14 protein-coding genes and 1 pseudogene are annotated in these 17,618 nt (G+C 43.5%); 6 read left to right on the forward strand and 9 right to left on the reverse strand.

What is annotated here, in order from left to right; translation table 11 throughout:
• Positions 1 to 2: 2 nt before the first annotated feature.
• Positions 3 to 1,016 (reverse strand): CorA family divalent cation transporter, encoded by a 1,014-nt coding sequence (locus tag AC4CU2_RS01890; protein ID WP_004691361.1) that lies wholly within the window; start codon positions 1,014 to 1,016, stop codon positions 3 to 5.
• Between the two features lie 152 nt (positions 1,017 to 1,168).
• Between AC4CU2_RS01890 and AC4CU2_RS01895 the strand changes: the two genes are divergently transcribed.
• Both AC4CU2_RS01895 and AC4CU2_RS01900 read left to right on the forward strand, forming a co-directional pair.
• Positions 1,169 to 1,768 carry an LOG family protein gene (locus AC4CU2_RS01895; protein ID WP_279744770.1) on the forward strand — a complete coding sequence of 200 codons (600 nt, stop codon included), beginning with the start codon at positions 1,169 to 1,171 and terminating at the stop codon, positions 1,766 to 1,768.
• Positions 1,765 to 2,169: an NUDIX hydrolase gene (locus AC4CU2_RS01900; RefSeq protein WP_490768194.1), complete on the forward strand. Its 405-nt coding sequence runs from the start codon at positions 1,765 to 1,767 to the stop codon at positions 2,167 to 2,169. Before AC4CU2_RS01895 ends, AC4CU2_RS01900 begins: the two co-directional genes overlap by 4 nt.
• On the opposite strand, the gene AC4CU2_RS01905 is transcribed toward AC4CU2_RS01900, so the two are convergent.
• Together AC4CU2_RS01905 and recG are read right to left on the reverse strand one after the other, a co-directional pair.
• The gene (locus AC4CU2_RS01905; protein ID WP_490768195.1) at positions 2,170 to 2,817 is read right to left on the reverse strand and encodes a ComF family protein; all 648 of its coding nucleotides are present in this window, start codon (positions 2,815 to 2,817) and stop codon (positions 2,170 to 2,172) included. It abuts the gene before it with no gap.
• Positions 2,804 to 4,849, reverse strand: a complete 2,046-nt coding sequence (gene recG / locus AC4CU2_RS01910) for an ATP-dependent DNA helicase RecG (protein WP_490768196.1) — start codon at positions 4,847 to 4,849, stop codon at positions 2,804 to 2,806. The genes AC4CU2_RS01905 and recG overlap by 14 nt, the downstream gene beginning before the upstream one ends.
• Before the next feature lie 33 nt (positions 4,850 to 4,882).
• Between recG and AC4CU2_RS01915 the strand changes: the two genes are divergently transcribed.
• Positions 4,883 to 5,698, forward strand: coding sequence for an NAD-dependent epimerase/dehydratase family protein (locus AC4CU2_RS01915; protein ID WP_490768197.1), 816 nt, complete (start codon positions 4,883 to 4,885; stop codon positions 5,696 to 5,698).
• Positions 5,699 to 5,889: 191 nt separating this feature from the next.
• The gene (locus tag AC4CU2_RS01920; protein WP_490769197.1) at positions 5,890 to 6,123 is read left to right on the forward strand and encodes a DUF6500 family protein; all 234 of its coding nucleotides are present in this window, start codon (positions 5,890 to 5,892) and stop codon (positions 6,121 to 6,123) included.
• A gap of 673 nt (positions 6,124 to 6,796) precedes the next feature.
• On the opposite strand, the gene plsB is transcribed toward AC4CU2_RS01920, so the two are convergent.
• On the reverse strand, positions 6,797 to 9,370 hold the full coding sequence (plsB, locus tag AC4CU2_RS01925) for a glycerol-3-phosphate 1-O-acyltransferase PlsB (RefSeq protein WP_094148497.1): 2,574 nt from the start codon (positions 9,368 to 9,370) through the stop codon (positions 6,797 to 6,799).
• A 291-nt stretch (positions 9,371 to 9,661) separates the two neighbouring features.
• Here plsB and AC4CU2_RS01930 point away from each other — a divergent pair, with 291 nt between their 5' ends.
• Both AC4CU2_RS01930 and AC4CU2_RS01935 read left to right on the forward strand, forming a co-directional pair.
• Positions 9,662 to 10,534, forward strand: a complete 873-nt coding sequence (locus tag AC4CU2_RS01930; protein ID WP_201952635.1) for an acyl-CoA thioesterase — start codon at positions 9,662 to 9,664, stop codon at positions 10,532 to 10,534.
• Between the two features lie 230 nt (positions 10,535 to 10,764).
• Positions 10,765 to 12,024, forward strand: coding sequence for a dicarboxylate/amino acid:cation symporter (locus tag AC4CU2_RS01935; RefSeq protein ID WP_490768198.1), 1,260 nt, complete (start codon positions 10,765 to 10,767; stop codon positions 12,022 to 12,024).
• Positions 12,025 to 12,082: 58 nt separating this feature from the next.
• On the opposite strand, the pseudogene AC4CU2_RS01940 reads toward AC4CU2_RS01935, so the two are convergent.
• The 5 genes and pseudogenes from AC4CU2_RS01940 to AC4CU2_RS01960 all read right to left on the reverse strand — a co-directional run bounded on the left by AC4CU2_RS01940 (position 12,083) and on the right by AC4CU2_RS01960 (position 17,611).
• Positions 12,083 to 13,026: pseudogene (locus AC4CU2_RS01940) on the reverse strand (metal-dependent hydrolase).
• 139 nt (positions 13,027 to 13,165) lie between these two features.
• Positions 13,166 to 14,026, reverse strand: a complete 861-nt coding sequence (yihA, locus tag AC4CU2_RS01945) for a ribosome biogenesis GTP-binding protein YihA/YsxC (protein ID WP_005401286.1) — start codon at positions 14,024 to 14,026, stop codon at positions 13,166 to 13,168.
• Positions 14,027 to 14,129: 103 nt separating this feature from the next.
• Positions 14,130 to 14,579 (reverse strand): RrF2 family transcriptional regulator, encoded by a 450-nt coding sequence (locus AC4CU2_RS01950; protein ID WP_490768199.1) that lies wholly within the window; start codon positions 14,577 to 14,579, stop codon positions 14,130 to 14,132.
• 89 nt (positions 14,580 to 14,668) lie between these two features.
• Complete coding sequence (gene hmpA / locus AC4CU2_RS01955; RefSeq protein ID WP_178895970.1) at positions 14,669 to 15,877, reverse strand: NO-inducible flavohemoprotein; 1,209 nt, start codon at positions 15,875 to 15,877, stop codon at positions 14,669 to 14,671.
• Between the two features lie 150 nt (positions 15,878 to 16,027).
• Positions 16,028 to 17,611: a helicase HerA-like domain-containing protein gene (locus AC4CU2_RS01960; RefSeq protein ID WP_490768200.1), complete on the reverse strand. Its 1,584-nt coding sequence runs from the start codon at positions 17,609 to 17,611 to the stop codon at positions 16,028 to 16,030.
• Positions 17,612 to 17,618 lie beyond the last annotated feature (7 nt).

Raw genomic sequence — 17,618 nt, forward strand, 5'->3', positions numbered from 1 at the left:
ACTCAAATCCATTTTTTCCAGCGGAAGTAAATGAGCGGACCAATCAGGAACGCCATTAAGATCAGGCTCACCACAATAAAACTGGTGCCGCCTTTGGCAAAAGGCAACACATCGGTGTTCATGCCGTAAATACTGGCAATCAGCATTGGTGGAGCGAGCATACTGGGTAAGATAGAGAAGCGACGAATCGTGTCATTCTGCTCGGTGTTAATGAAGCCTGAGGTGGTATCCAGTAAGAATCGTACTTTTTGGAACAAGAAGGCATCGTGCTCAACTAGTGAGCGAACGTCTTCACTGAGCTCTCGAATGTCTGCATCATAAATATGACTGCCTAAAGCACGCGGGCGTGATAGAAAGGTCAGTACACGACGTAAGTCAATCAAACACAGCTGTGCTTTTCCAAGCATATCTTCCAAGTGGGCCAGACGGGTAATCATGTCATCTAAGTCGAGAATCATCTCGCGGTGACGGTTATTCAGCACTTCTGTGGAATACTTTTCCAAGTCCTTGTGGATATCTTCTAAGATATCCGCAAGCTCGTCCAGCTTAGCCTCGAGTAAACCGAGTAAGATCCACGTTGGATCTTTATAGTCGATTTCATAGTCATTGCGGCGCGCACGCGCACGAAAGGCACGGAACGCTACCAGTTTTTCCCCGCGAAGGGTAAAGAGACGTTCTTTATGTAAAATGAAAGCGACAGTTTGTACCGTGGCAAGGGCACCGCTGCTTTCTTCAGGCTCACCATCGACTTGATAGTTTTTATTTTTCGTTAAAAAATACGTACTGATATGCAAAATACCGTCGTCATCACGGTAGAATCGAGCTGAAGATGAAATGTCTTCGAGTGATTTTAGCGTAGGTAAATTTTGTTCATATGCATCTAAAATCCACTGTTGTTCTTCTTGGGAGGGAGCAATGAGGTCAAGCCAGACCAAATCGGGCTGAAGATCGAAATCGCCATTAATGGTGATGTCTTCTAAGCTACCGCGCTCTGTGGCGTAAAAGGCTTCAAGCATGCCGTCTTTCTCCTTTGCGCAGTAATGGTTGAAGTGGATGGGTGTATTTTAGACAAGGATTGCAATAAAAACACTGATCGAATGGTTAAATTGCTAAAAAATATCCATTCATTTTAGTGAAGTTGCATGACAATTAAATATCAGAGTAAAAAATGACAAATTCAATTGCGATCTTTTGTGGTTCCGCATTAGGTTCAGATCCAATCTTTTCCGAAACAGCACGTCAGGTTGGACACACCATTGCAGAACAAGGCAAAACCTTGGTCTATGGTGGTGGCCGTTCGGGCTTAATGGGTATTGTGGCTGACAGTGCTTTAGAGGCAGGCGGTCAAGTGATTGGCGTGATTCCACACGTGCTAGTGGATCGTGAGTTGGCGCATCAAGGCTTGACCGAGTTACATGTCGTCAAAGACATGCAAGAACGGAAACTGAAAATGTCAGCCTTGTCGGATGGATTTATTGCAATGCCAGGCGGTGCAGGGACTTTAGAAGAAATCTTTGAACAATGGACGTGGGCTCAGCTCGGCATTCACCTTAAGCCGAATGCCTTTTTAAATGTAAATGGCTTTTATGATGATTTACTTAAATTTCTGAAGATGACCACCAACAAAGGCTTTACCCATGCGCGTTTTACCGACAGCCTGATTGTATCGGATTCGGTGAAAGCCATTTTAAAGCAGATGGATCAGTTCCAAGCGCCTGAACCGAAGTGGGGCATGGTTGATCCTGAGTTGTTGGATGTCAAAGCATGAAGGTGATTACGGTCGCTGCGGCTATTATTGTGAATGAACAGCAGCAGCTTTTATTGGTGCGTAAGCAGAACACCGCGTGTTTTATGCAAGTGGGTGGTAAGCTTGAGCCCAATGAAGCACCTGAGCAAACCATGCTGCGTGAGATTCGGGAGGAAATTGGAAGTGATGCGACGATTGAACAGTTTGTTGGTCGTTTTGAAACAGCCACCGCCAATGAACCTGATTTTAAATTGGTGAGCTATGTTTACCATGTTCAGCTTCAGCAAGCGCCACAAATTGCGGCTGAAATTGCAGAAATGAAATGGGTCAGTTTGAATGACCAGCAGACTACACTTGCACCGCTGACCACTGAGGTGGTCATGCCATGGGTACGTGAACATTTGATGATTGACGTAGTCTAATTATTTTAGTGCATAGGCAATACACGCGGCGCTGACTTTATGACAACCCAATTGTTCAAGCTGTAAAGTCAGTGCCTGAATCGAGCTGCCTGTGGTCACGACATCATCCAAAATCAAAACACGCCGATAGAGTTTTGCGTACTGACGTTGCTGTGGATCGATTTTAAACTGTTGATGAATTTGATCTAAGCGTTCCAGTCGACTGAGTCCTTTTTGCGAATGTTGATGCAGTCGTATCACAGGCTGCCAAATGGGAACATTGAACTGCTTGGCTAAGTCTTTGGCGAGGATCATTGATTGGTTATAGCCACGTTCTGCTAAACGCTGAGTCGAAATCGGCATCGGAACAATTGCTTGTATTTTAGGTAAGCGAATTTGCTGAATAATGCCTGACAGTAGAGGCTGCCAATGCAGTTGTTGTTCATATTTGAACTGCTGAATAAGGTGATCTAAAGGATATTGATACTGTCCTGCGACATGAATACTCAGTTCTTGTTTTTCAACGGTCTGTGGATGCAGTGGGAGTTGTTGCCAGCAGTCCAGACAGACCGAATGCAGATCTGCGCGTACAATGCCACACAACTGACAAGGCTGTGCTTTGTGTAGCAACTGTTTGGCGGTGTGCAGTAAATGACTAAACATAGGCATAGCGTGGTGCTTCAGGCAGCCAGCGTTTCAGTAAGGCTTCAGCGTTTTTAGGATAGTCCTTTAAAATCTGCGCTGCGACAAAATGTGCTTGATTGAGCAAATGATCATCGCGTTCCAGTTTGGCTACACGAAAGCCCATATCGCCTGTTTGTTTGGTACCGAGCAATTCACCGGGACCGCGGATTTCCAAATCTTTTTCGGCAATTAAAAAGCCATCATTGGTTTCACGCATGATGCGTAGGCGTTCTTGTCCATTTTGAGACAGCGGGCTTTTATATAGCAGGGCGCAAAAGCTGGCCTTGGCGCCTCGACCAACACGGCCACGTAATTGGTGTAATTGAGAGAGTCCTAAACGCTCCGCATTTTCAATCACCATGATCGAGGCATTTGGTACATCGACCCCCACTTCAATCACTGTGGTCGCAATCAAGAGCTGTAATTCATTGGCTTTAAACTGTTGCATCACTGCTTGTTTTTCGTCGGCTTTCATTTTGCCATGTACAAGGCCAATGTTGAGCTCTGGGAAGCGTTCTTTAATTTCTAAATAGGTCGCTTCAGCAGCTTGAGCATCTAAGGTTTCAGACTCTTCAACCAAGGTGCAGACCCAGTAAGCTTGTTTACCTTCTAGACAGTTGCTGGCAATACGTTGTAGGACTTCTTCTCGGCGGTCGAGTGGAATGGTCACGGTTTGAATCGGGGTTCGTCCGGGTGGAAGTTCATCGATCACGGACGTGTCCAAGTCTCCATAGGCGGACATGGCTAAAGTCCGTGGAATAGGGGTTGCAGTCATGACCAATTGATGTGGGGTCATATTCTGTGCGCCTTTATTGCGGAGGGCTAAGCGCTGATCGACCCCGAAGCGGTGCTGCTCATCGATAATCACTAACCCGAGTTTGGCAAAGTGGATATTGTCTTGAAACAGGGCGTGTGTACCCACCACCAGATGCGCTGTGCCATCGACAATGGCTTGTTCGGCTGCAGCACGGGCTTTGCCTTTTTGTTTACCTGAAAGCCAAGATACACTGAGTCCCAAAGGCTCAAACCATTTTTTAAAATTGAGATAGTGTTGTTCCGCCAATATTTCAGTCGGTGCCATTAACGCCACTTGCCAACCTTCTTCTAAAGCATGGCAGGCTGCGACTCCAGCGACCAAGGTTTTGCCTGCGCCGACATCGCCTTGAACCAAACGTAACATTGGTTTATTGAGTTTTAAGTCTTGTACTATTTCTTTGGAGACACGCTTTTGTGCATTGGTCATTTCAAAAGGTAGGCTGCTGAGCAGTTGTTTGGCAAACTGACGACTGGCAGAAATACGTGGCGCTTCAATTTGTTGGATATAGGCGCGACGGCTTAATAGACTGACCTGATGCGCAACCAACTCTTCAAAAATCAAACGTTGCTGGGCAGGGTGTGAGCCTTGGCTCAGTTGCAGCATATTGGCATCTACAGGAGGATGATGGATGTAATCCAACGCCTGTTTAAGTGCATAGCCATTGGTAAATTTTGCAGGTAGCAGTTCAGGTAAATCATCACTGTGCTTGGCTAAAGCCTGTTTGATGTATTCACGAAATTTAGGCTGAGTCAGACCTTCTGTGCTGGGGTAAATCGCAGTCAGTTGGGTTTGTGGAAGCGGCGTATGTTCTGTAATAAGTTGAATTTCGGGATGATACATTTCCAAGCCACGCGCACCCACACGGACTTCACCAAAAATGCGTAAACGGTTACCAACTTTTGCACGGTCCGTTAAGCCTTTATAAATATGGTAAAAGCGTAAAGTCACTTTGCCAAAGTCATCTTGCAGTCCAATCGCCATCGATTTACGCTTACCCGGTGGGAAGTCCACGCCTTGAATCGTTCCTTCGAGTAGGTAGCTACGCCCAACAGTCAATTGGTTCATGGGGATGATCGTGCTACGATCTTCATAGTCTCGTGGCAGATGAAACAGCAGATCATCTGTAGTGAAGAGATTCAACTTTTCAAGTAGTGCAGCAGAGGCAGCTCCGACCCCCTGCAACTGATGGACTGCAGCCATGTCCCCTCAACTTTGTCTGTGATTTGGTGCTAAATGCATATTTTATTTATAGGTTATGGTAAAACATCTCAGCGTGTTGCTAAACAGTTATTTCAGCAAGGCCACCAAATTACCACAATTAGTCGAAGTCCGAAATCAGATGATTGGGCTGAGCATTTGACTCAAAATATTCATCAGCTGGATTTGTCTCAAGTCGCACCGATTGATGCGGTATATGTCTTACTCTCGCCTGAGAGCAGTACGGTGGAGGCGTATCAGCGAACTTTTGTAGACTCGATTGCACCCATGCTACATGCCTTAAAAAGTCATCCTTTAAAGAAAGTGATCGTAGTTTCTTCTACACGTGTCTATGGTGAAAGTGTAGGGGAGCGGGTTGATGATGACACTAGTCCCCAACCGAGCGATGTGCAAGGGCAGGTGCTATTGAACATGGAAACTTTGTGGCAACAGGCTTATCCATCTGAATGTGTGATTGTACGTCCAACAGGAATTTATGGGACTTCAGTTGCACGTATGATTAAACTTGCAGAAACCATAAAAACTTATCCCAAACTGCATTGGTCGAACCGAATTCATATTGATGATTTGGTTGCTTTTCTAGCACACTTGCTTCACGTGGAACATACTGAAAAGTCTTACATTTGCAGCAATAGCCAACCATTGCCCTTACATGAAATTATTCAATGGTTTCAACAGCAGTTAGGACTGCCAGTTTTGGTTCTGGAAAGTGCTGTGTCATCAGGCAAACAAATTCATGCTACGCGTATGCAACAGATGAATTTTGAATTACAGCATCCACATTGCTTTGATGATTATTTGGCGTTGTTAGCAGAGCGTGAGTCAAAATAATTTTTTATTTTTACTCATAAAAAATGTGAAGCATCGTTTGGAAAATGGCTGTGGAACGTGAAGAATCATGACAAATCCGTTTCAGTGCGCTTAACCCTAGAACGGCTTTTATTAAGATATTGATGCTTATAGGAAAATTTTAAGAATTTCGTATAAGGTGTATTATGTTAATTTTAGAGAAAGTTAAAAATATGAGAAAAGAGTTAAGAGAAATATTTATTCATGGATGTAATGAGAAACTTGAGAAAAAAGGAGATAGCGTAGGTTTATCTTTCTATGCTTTTTTCAAGAGTAAAAATGATAATCCTGAGCTTTTAATGGAGGCAGCCAATTGGTGGATCATGCAACATAAATTAGATCATTTCGAAAAAGCTGTAAAAATTAAAGCTCTTGTTTTAAGTGAGTCTTCGCCTAACTTAACATAATGGCTGTTATACGAACAGCAAGAAGCCTAGATCCAGATCGTAGTTTTAAAATTTGGATCTATTTTTTCTTCTACTCGTTGTACATACTTTTACTATCGTTATATTAGTAATCAATAAAATCCATTTAAGTACAATAAGTATATGTTTATAATAGGGATAATAAAATTAATATATTGTGATTGATATGTCATTAAGTTCAAAAAAATAGTCGAGTTTTCTATACTTACTATATTAGGTTTTACACTTTATTTCGGGGTTACCACTTACCATAATTGGAAATACAAACAGGCGTTAAAATCTGGTAATCAAATTCGTGAGTGTGGTGAATTTATTGAAAAAACAGAAATCGTCAAAGAGCGCTTTGGACGATCGGATAGTATTGAACCGATCTATACCTTCAAGAACTCACAAGGCAATTTATTCAGTTTTAGTGGTAGTAAACAAGTCATCAAGCACTTACCTAGACTTAATACATTACAACCACAACAGTCTATTTGCTTCCAATATGCAACGATATCGAAAGATAAAAATGATTTCTTTCCTCTCACCAATCTTTACTAAAAATTAGCTTATTTAACATAAATCTCTTATTTTAAATAGATTTTAATTTTTATTCATAGACTTAAAGCATAGGCACCTACATTTTGTAGATACCTATGCTTTTAAAAAGAAATTACTTCTTCTTACGTTTCAAACGCTTCTTCGCTTGTTCAGCAGCGACTTTGTCTAGCGTGTCTTTCAGTTCTTCATCGCTGAAAGTGGTGATGTGTTGCAACATTTGTAGCGTGACATCATCTAGTACCAAGTTGGCATATTGAGCAACGTTTTGGAAGTTCTCATCAAACACAATCGCGTTGTCTGAGTTGGTGCTGATATAACCCTGTTGCGTGAGCACTTTAATAAAGCTTTGGAACAGGGCTTTGTCAAAGAATTCAGGCGAATTGAATTCATACAGTACCGAAAGGCGCTGACCGACCAAATGACTGAGTTCTTCAACTTGACGCGCTGAAATATTCCCAGAACCTCGCTGTGTAATCAGCGCAAGCGTCATGTAGTAACGCTCAAGACTTTGCATGACTGGCGCAGCCAATACCACCAACTGGTTATGATCTTCGCTGTTTGGAGCAGGAGAAATCAAGTGGCCTTCGGCATCTTCAGAAATCAGTTTGGCTTGAATCAAACCATCTACATAAGCACAGATTTGATCTTTGAGTTCAGCATCTTCCCATTTTAAAAACAGTTCTGCTTTTAAGAATGGATACAGCGTGCGAATTACATTGATTAAATCACCACGGCCAATGGTTCCATTATGTTCAACCAAAGCGGCAACAAGAGATGGCAATACAAAGGCATGCAAAATGTTATTACGGAAGTAGGTCAGCAGTACTGCTTGATTGTCCGCAATCGCAATAATGTCACCAAGAACGTGATTGACGCGTTTGATCAGTTTCAGCTTTAAACCATAAGCAATGATTTCTTTACCTGATAATGGCGTGACCAAGAGGCGCTCATCATAAGGAAGAGTTGTTAGTAGTTTGCGATAGGTATCAAGCTGTTTGATACAAATTTCTTCATCCAGAGTATGCTTCTCAGTAGCCAGCAGCACCAAAGACAAGAGTGAAACAGGATTCACCACAGCTGCACGGTTAATATTTTCTAAAATTGCATGTGCAGAACTGTTGACTGCATCAGAGACTTCTTGCGGAATTGGATCATCATTTTTAGCAATTTGCACATTCTCAGCGCCATGCTTTTTCAACATGTCATCGAGGAAAACGGGCTCACCAAAGTTGAGATGGACTTTCCCGAAAATACGTTCAATTTTGCGTAAAGTTTGTAGAATCCCAAAGACAGACTCGGCTTCTTTCGGTTTACCGTTCATCTCGCCGACGTAGGTTGCACCTTCCATCAAGCGTTCATAGCCAATATAGGTCGGAACAAAGACTATCGGTTTGGCACGACCACGCAAGTGACTGTGTACCGTCATGGCTAACATACCTGTCTTCGGTGGTAGCAGACGACCTGTACGTGAACGACCACCTTCGATGAAGTATTCTAAAGGCGTGTTACGCGACAAAATGCTGTATAGGTATTCTTTAAAGACCGAAGTGTAGAGCGCGTTACCGCGGAAAGTACGGCGAATAAAGAATGCACCGCCACCACGTAAAATTTGCCCAACAAATGGCATATTCAGGTTATCGCCTGCAGCAATATAAGGCACCATCAAACCACGGTTATACACCACATAAGACAACAGTAAATAGTCGATATGACTACGGTGACATGGGGTATACACAATTTCGTAGTCTTTAGCCAACTCACGAACCGTATTGAAGTTATGCACTTCAACCCCGTCATAGAGCTGCGTCCATAAACGTGCCAGCGCCATTTCTGCAAAACGGATGGTCGAATGCGAGTAGTCAGACACGATTTCATTGACATAACCAATGGCACGACGTTCTGCGTCCAACATGCTAATTTTGCCGCGGATACTTTCGCGGCGAATGGCATCTTGTACATCACTGGCTTTAATCAATGAATGCATCACGTTGCGACGGTCAGAAAGGTCAGGGCCGAGTACCGCTTCACGGTGTGCATCGAGCTGATTATTTAAGGTATTTAGAATATAAGTCGCAGGCGATAAATTCGGATAGGTGGTTTTTGCAAAGTCGACCAAAGCACGTAAAGACTGACTTTCATGAAACTCTAAAAATGACTGACGACCATGCAAACCAATATTCATCAGCTGCTTCACCGTACTTGGAGTTGCCCAAGTGTCGGTAAATAACAATTTAAACCAAGAGTCTTCTTTGTCCGGTGAACGTCCCCACAGTACCGTCACAGGTACCAGCTCAACGTCTAAATCGGGTTGTTGCTCTAACGCTTCAACTAGACGTAACAGGCGCGGTGGAAAGGTGTGTGGTGAAGGGTTAAGTAAATTATTTTCATCGTTATGCTGTAAAAACACGATCGATGCTTTTTCTTGATGTGTCCCCACGACCAAAGGATCGAGTGCAGGAGCAAGCTTTAAACGACGTGTTTCACCATCCACCAACAGCGCATTACTGCGTGAGTGATTTTGAAGCACATAACAGACAATTTTTTTGGGATGGCCTGAAGCTGCTGGGTCAGCATCTGTTGCTGTCGGTTCTGTTGGAACCTCACCCAATACATGTGGGGTTACTATGAGGTCAAGAAGCTTACTTGAAAGCTTTCTATACATTTGACCAAAGCCACTTTTGGACATATACACTCCTGCTTAAATGACCAATCCCGCAGTTTGTCTGAAGGGGTATTTATTTTGCGTAATTGTAAACATAAACCGTATGTCATTTCCTGACAAATTTGTTTTATATGGTGAATTTTATCGTTAAAAATCGTATTTTTAGTCGGAAATAACGAAAAAAACTTATGACAACTCAGTCAAGCAATCTATAGGGTTTTAGTCTGAATTTATGGCAAAATAGATTTTAATATCGATATCATACCTCATCACTTTACAGATAAATCTGGTCTCTCACCATTAAGTAGGTTGCTTATGAATGCCTTAACCCAAGAGTTGGTTGAATTACTGAGCCTCGAAAAAATTGAGGAAAATATCTTTCGTGGACAAAGCCGTAATTTGGTTGGGAAGCGTGTTTTTGGTGGACAAGTCTTAGGTCAGGCCCTACGTGCGGCGTCATATACGACGGATCGTCCAGCTCATTCTTTACATGCATATTTTTTATTTGGTGGCGATGTGAACGCACCGATTATCTATGAAGTTGATCGAATTCGTGATGGTCGTAGTTTTGTCAGTCGCCAAGTGCGCGCTATTCAGCATGGTAAAACCATCTTTATGTGTATGGTGTCTTTTGCTGAAAATGAAGAAGGCCTGAATTACCAAATCGGTGAGCCTGAGTATCCAGCACCAGAGTCTTTAAAGTCTGAGGCTGAACTGAAAAAAATGATGGTGGAATTTGTGCCTGAAAATGTGCGTGCAAGTTTCATGCGCGATCGTCATGTGGAAATTCGTCCGATCAATCCACAGAACCCGTACCAACCGCAGCCTGAAGCACCTGTGTATGCGCACTACATTCGCACGCATGACCGTATAGCAGCAGAAGTGGATGAAATTTCGTTGCATCAGGCGATTGCAGCATTCTATTCAGATTTCACTTTAATGACCACGGCACTGCGCCCGCATGGTTTAAGTTATCTTTCGCCAAGTTTGCAGTGTGCGAGTATCGATCATGCCATGTATTTCCATAAACCCTTTCGTGTAGATGACTGGATGCTGTATGACATGGACGCTACAGTGAGTGCCAGTTCACGTGGTTTAAATTTTGGACGAATGTGGCAAAACGGTGAGTTGGTGTGTAGTACCACTCAAGAAGGTTTGATTCGGCTCCGTGAAATCGAAGCCCAATAAAGCCTAAGTACAGAAAAAGCTGAGTGATATGACTCAGCTTTTTTTATGGCTGATTTTATGACTGAAAGGTGGTCAGAGCAGAGCTAGGAGTTGAGCTTCAATTGTAATGGTCTCACCTTTTGGGCAGAGGCATATGGGGAAATGTGCAGTACTTGTGACAAAAAAATGCTCGATTCTAGCCCGTTCGCATGGCATAGTTTCCCAAAGAAATCTTTGAAAAGCATGAAGCTATGAGCTTAAACACGCAAATTCTAATTGCAGCGATCTTCGGGGTCATCTTCGGATTTATTTTAAATCTTTTCCCTGAAACCGCTTTTTTAGACATGAGTTTGTATGGAATCGGGGTGGTCAGCAGTATTTTTATCGGTCTATTAAAAATGCTCTTGATTCCCCTTATTTTTAGCTCAATTGTGGTGGGAGTATCTAACTTACAAGCGGGCGGCCAGCTCTCCCGTGTTTGGAAAATTACGCTGGCATGCTGTGTTACCACCACGACTTTGGCCTTGATATTGGGTTTAAGCTGCGCGCATTTATTTGAAGTCGGCAAAGGTGTCGATATCGCCATGTTCCAAGACGCCATGGCCTCTCATCAAACTCCAGATACGCTCACCCCATCTTCGTTCTTCACCAACTTTATTCAAAATACGCTGATTAATCCCTTCAAAGCCTTTGCCGAAGGCAATGTTTTAGCGGTAGTGGTTTTTGCGTTGTTCATAGGTGTGGCACTCGTCAAGGGCGGCGAAAAATTCCGTACCGTACGTAAGCTGAGTCAACAGTTCTTTGACATCATGATGTTGATGATTGGTTGGGTGATGAAGCTAGCCCCGCTAGGAATTTTTGCCTTACTTGCTAAGTTGATTGCCACTGAAGACATTTCTGTATTGAGTCGTTTGGCTGAGTTTGCGGCTGTGGTAACGGGCACTACCATTTTTCATGGTCTGGTGGTTTTGCCGCTATTACTGTGGATTTTTGGCAAGATGAATCCGATGACCTTTTTTAAAGGTACACGTGTGGCGTTAATTACGGCTTTTGCCACCAGTTCAAGCTCAGCGACCATGCCTTTATCCCTCAAGTGTGCGCAAGAAAATCTTGGTGTACGTCCGCAAACGGCAGGCTTTGTGATTCCGTTGGGGACGCAGCTCAATATGGATGGTACTGCGCTGTATGAGGCAGCGGCGGCTTTGTTTATTGCCAACTTGATGGGACTAGATTTGACCTTTAGTCAGCAGCTGGTGGTGTGTCTGACGGCAATGATTGCCTCTTTAGGTGCTCCGGGGATTCCGAGTGCAGGCATGGTCACCATGATTATGGTACTGCAGTCTGTCGGGCTTCCTGCTGAAGCAATTGCGATTTTATTGCCGATAGATCGCTTGCTGGATACCGTGCGAACTGTGGTGAATGTACAAGGTGACATGATGATTAGTGTGGTGGTGGATCGACATACCAAGGATTTGGATGCACCTTTGCCCAACTTATCGAACTTTTCTTAAGTCTTACTCTAAAATAAAAAAAAGCAGCTGATTGAGCTGCTTTTTTTTATTTTAGGATTTAAGCGACTTTGAGCATGGCACGTTTAGCCGCTGGGGATTGGTCTAAGTAGTCAATAGCATCTTCTGTTTTGGCTTCGTGTACAGGGTCATACCATGGTACCAAATAGCCAAATTGCTGTGAGATTAACCAGAGTGGACTTGGTAAAACTTGATGATTCCGTTTAGAAATAGACAGCCACTCACGCCAAATCCAAGGTTTAAACAGACTGGGTTGAATCGACTTAAAACGGTCATCTTGTTTCATAATATGGGCTGCACCATCGACCCATAAACCCAGCACGGCAGCAATCACCACCAGACTCAAATAATAGCGCACAATATAGCCTCCACCTAAATGTCGGTACAAATCAAATGCGACGGTACGGTGTTCAATTTCTTCTGCGCCGTGCCATTTGATCAAGTCTAACATCGCAGGGTCGCGCCCATTTTCTCCCATTCGGTGTTGTCCAGTGCATATTTTCCAAGGACACAGGTCATGTGTTCCACCGTGGCAATAATACCGAGTCGAAACAGATCCCACTGGTGCTCAAGTGCTTTAGGTACAGTGAGATCTAGTGGTTTATCGGCCAGTAATTTTCCAAATAAGAAATCCATCAACTCTAGATTACGGGAGACATCAATCTTTCTTTGGCTGAGATACTCTTTATTGGCTGAGTTGTGTGCCTGCGCATGCATGGCTTCTTGGCGGATAAAGGCTTGTACATCTTGCTTCAGTTTTTCATCGCTAATTTATGGTAAGACTTTGTTATAGAGGCGGCAGAACCAGAACTCACCTGCGGGCAGGATCATATTAATTTCATTGATGAAATAGCTGGCAAAAGGTTGGTTGGGAATCCAATCAATCGGACTGTCTTGCCACTCAAATTTAACTTTGCGGGGCTTAATTGTGTAGGCAATAGAGGAACGAATTTTGTTTTTTTTCAATCGAGACCATAATTTCATATGCTGACCTATTTTTATATGTGTTGAATTTTTTCACGAGCTGAATAAAGTCAGTATAAAAAAAGTCCCCGATTGCGATTAGCAATAGGGGACACAGATACAGCAATAGATGATGCTTTTTTAGGTTGGTGTTTAAAACTTAAGCCTCAGGCTGTGGTTTGGTTTCCACATCGTCTTCAGCATCAAGATCCATAACGGCTTCAGGATCTTCATCGAAGTCTTCTGTATCCAGCTCATCTGCCGTCGCATCTGGAATACTGTTTAAGTCAAAGTGTTGGGCTTGGTCTAAAGTAAAATTCAGTCGTCCGCCCATCACACTCGCCAGTTCTTCTAGACCTTGTTTGTTGAGGGAAGAGAACAATTGAATTGAGAAATCAAGTTTCATCTTTTTCAATTGGGCTTTCACTTCTTGTAATGCTTTAGAGGCAGGGCCACGGTTGAGTTTGTCAGACTTGGTTAGTAGCACATGCACAAACAATTTACGTGAATAAGCCCATTCCAACATCATCACATCAAAGTGCTGTAGCGGATGACGAATATCCATCAACAAGACTAAGCCTTGTAAGCTTTTACGCTGAATCAGGTAATTTTCTAACTCTTTTTGCCACACGATTTTCATCGCTTCAGGCACGGCCGCATAACCATAACCGGGTAAGTCGACGAGACGTTGGTCAGGATTACCCAGACTGAAAAAGTTAATCATCTGCGTACGACCCGGTCTTTTCGAGGCACGAGCCAATTGCTTTTGGTTGGTTAAGGCATTGATAGCACTAGACTTACCTGCATTTGAACGACCCGCAAAAGCAATTTCATAGCCTGTATCTTCTACACACAGGTTGAGCTTCGGGGCACTCATTAAAAACTCTGCTTTACGCAGCCAGTTGAGAGCGCGCACAGCATATTCAGTAACTGCAGAATCTACCTTTTTTTCATAGCTAATTTTTTGCTTTGGGGCAGCAGCAATTTTACTGTTTTTGGATTTTCCTCGGCTGTGGTGCATAACTCAACTTCAATTTATGATCTACAATCAGCCATTATAATGGAAGTCGAGCAGGCAATCGACCTTTGCAGCGTAAAGTCCGTAATCTTGTCTATAAAAGACCTTAATCGACGAGATTGATCAGGTTAATCGGCGAGTGGGTCGTGAACTTATTCTGAGCCTCAGTACCCAGCACATCAGCTAAGGTATACTGGTCTAAACTGTGATAGAACTGATCTAGCGCTTGATCTAAGATCCCTTTCAGTCCGCAATTCGAACGGAGTACGCAAGGTGGGGTGTTACATTCCACAATGTTCTGATCTGCTTGTAAGACCCGTACAATCTCGCCCAGTCTTAAATGTAGGGTTTCTGGATTGAGTCGAATCCCACCGCCACGACCACGTGCAGTAATAATCCACTGCTGTTTCGCCATAAAGTGTACGATTTTCATCAAGTGGTTTTCAGACACTTTTAGTGCTTGCGCCAGTTCTGCAATGGTATGCGGCAGCGCTTTCGGCTGAGAAACATGCATCAGAATTCGCAAAGCATAATCGGTAAATTTATTGAGCTGCATGAGGGTACTGATCGTTGATAAGCAAAAAAACAAAGGGCTAGTCTAGCATAACCTGACTAACCCTCTCTATTTTATGCCGATGACATGGGTTAGTGATGAACACCACCTGTGCCAAAAGCTTCACTGTGAATATTTTCGGCAGGAACACCACGGGCAATTAGGGCTTTTTGTTGTTCAGCCATAAATGGCATTGGGCCGCATAAGTAGTAGTCTGCTTGTACTGGTAGAATCGCGCTATCAATGGTACTCAAATCAAGGCGACCCTTCGCATCATAATCTTGACCCAAAACATCGCTTTGATGTGGGAACTCGTACGCAGTAAAGGTACTTAAGCGTGGGTATTTGGCCTTTAAGTCATGAATGTGCTGTTTCATGGCATGCACTTGTTTGCTGCGGCAGGCGTGTACAAAAGTCACAGGTTCTGGCATATCTAAAGTCACCAACTGATTTAGCATCGCCACCATTGGCGTGAGGCCTACACCACCACTAATGAATACATTGCGTTTGTTTGGGTCAATCAGGTAGAAGTTACCTGTTGGTGCAGATACTTCAATTTCAGCACCTTCGGCTAAACCATGCAGGGTATTTGACACCCAGCCTCCTGCCAAATCACCTTTTTCATCTTCGCGTTTGACCGAGATACGTAAATAGTCAGCTTGAGGGCTAGTTGAAAGGGTATATTGGCGAGGTTGTTTTAGACCAAGTTCCTCAACAAATACACGTACTGAAATGTACTGACCTGCTTCATATTTTGGTAAATCACCACCGTCCACAGGGGCAAGATAGAAAGAAGTGATTTCATCGCTTTCAACCACTTTTTTCGCGATTTTAAAGTTGCGCCAGCCTAACCAGCTCCCTTTGGTTTGTTGATGTTGCTCATAAATCGCTTTTTCAGTGCTAATGAATAAATCAGCCAATTGACCATACGCTGTAGCCCAAGCATCAATCAATGGATCTTCCATTGAAATACTTAAAACTTCACTAATCGAATGGAGGAGGTTTTCCCCAACAATGTTGTAGTCAGGTGCTTGAATATTCAAGCTGACATGTTTGTGGGCAATCAGCTCAACCACAGGAAGCAATACAGAAGGATCTTCAATGTTTTCTGCATAGGCCAACACAGCACCCGCCAAAGCTTGGGCTTGAGCACCACTGCGTTGATGCCCCATATTAAAGGTTTCTTTTAAATTAGGATTGTTGCCTAACATGCGGTTATAAAAATAACCCGTGAGTGCGACACCATTTTCACGAAGGACAGGAACAGTTGCTTTTACAAGTTCAATTTGCTGCGGAGTCATGTTTGATCTCTCTTGGCTATCATTTATAAGATGTATTTAAAATATACCTTTAAAGATGCAATGTAAATACATCTTTTAAAGAAAAGCTTAATTTTTTTATGGAATATAATAATATCCCATAAATTTTGATTTTTACATTTAAAAAGTAGATCACTTACGCCCAAACAAAGAGCCGAGTAAACCACGGACGATTTTTTGTCCTGTACTGCCCCCAAGGCTACGTGCGGCACTTTTAGCAAAGGTTCCGACCGTGTCTTGAATTAGCTTCTCACGCTGTTTCGCTTCACGTTCAGCTTCTTTCTGCTGTTCTTTTGCGATACGCTCTTGCTCACGTGCTTGTTGCTTAGCCAGTGTTTCAGCTTCTTTGGCCTGCTGTTTTGCGAGCAGCTCCTGTTCTTTGGCTTGTTGTTTCTCTTGCTCTATCTGTACCGCTTGTTGTTGGCGTTCAACCACTTTATTTTGTAGAAGTTCAAAAGCACTTTCACGGTCTAGGCGTTTTTCATAAATGCCTGCCACGATACTTTGTGAAATTAAGGTTTGACGTTGCTCTGGGCTAATAGGACTGAAAGACGAGTAGGGTGGCATCACCCATGCGCGCTCCACGACTTGCGGCGTGCCTTGTTCATCTAGGCAACTAATCAAAGCTTCACCCACAGCTAGTTCAGTGATGGCTTGCTCAACCTTAAATTCAGGGTTGGCACGAAAGGTATCCGCAGCCGTTTTTACTGCTTTTTGATCTTTCGGGGTAAAGGCACGTAAGGCATGTTGTACGCGATTGCCAAGCTGCCCTAACACGCTTTCAGGCAAATCCAGTGGGTTTTGCGTGACAAAGTAAATACCAACCCCCTTGGAGCGGATCAGGCGCACCACTTGTTCAATTTTTTCTTGCAGCGCTGCACTGGCATTATCAAACAGCAAATGCGCTTCATCAAAGAAGAACACTAGCTTGGGCTTGTCCATATCGCCAACCTCAGGCAGCTGTTCAAAGAGTTCAGAGAGCATCCAGAGCAGAAAAGTGGCATAGAGCTTTGGAGTATTCATGAGCTTGTCTGCGGCTAAGATATTGATATAGCCATGACCATTACTGTCGGTCTGAATAAAGTCTAGAATATTTAAGCTGGGCTCCCCGAAGAATTGATCACCGCCTTGATCGGCCAGTGCCAATAAATTCCGTTGAATCGCGCCAAGGCTGGCAGGAGATAGGTTGCCATATTCGGCTTTAAACTCTGCGGCATGTTCACTGACATAACCAATCATGGCTTTTAAGTCTTTAAAGTCGATCAGTAACATGCCTTGATCATCTGCAATACGGAATACCGCAGAAAGTACTCCTTCTTGGGTGTCATTCAAATTGAGCATACGTGCCAGTAACAGCGGGCCAATTTCGGTAATCGTGGTGCGAATAGGATGACCTTGTTCAGCAAATAAATCCCAAAACACCACGGGGGATGCAGCAAAAGGAATGCTGTCGATGCCTAAACTTTTAATGCGTTCATCAAATTTTGGATTGGATGTACCTGCCTGCGCTAAGCTGGAAACATCACCTTTGGCATCGGCTAAAAATACGGGCACCCCGAGTCTGGAAAAACTTTCAGCCAACACCTTTAGGGTTACGGTTTTACCTGTCCCTGTTGCCCCTGCAATTAAGCCATGACGGTTGGCAAACTTTGAGTGTAGAACAACATCTTGTTGGGTATTCGTGGTTTTCTTAGCAATGATGATCGGGGTGCTCATACTTCTT

This window comes from Acinetobacter sp. 797_lipA, from assembly GCF_058243025.1.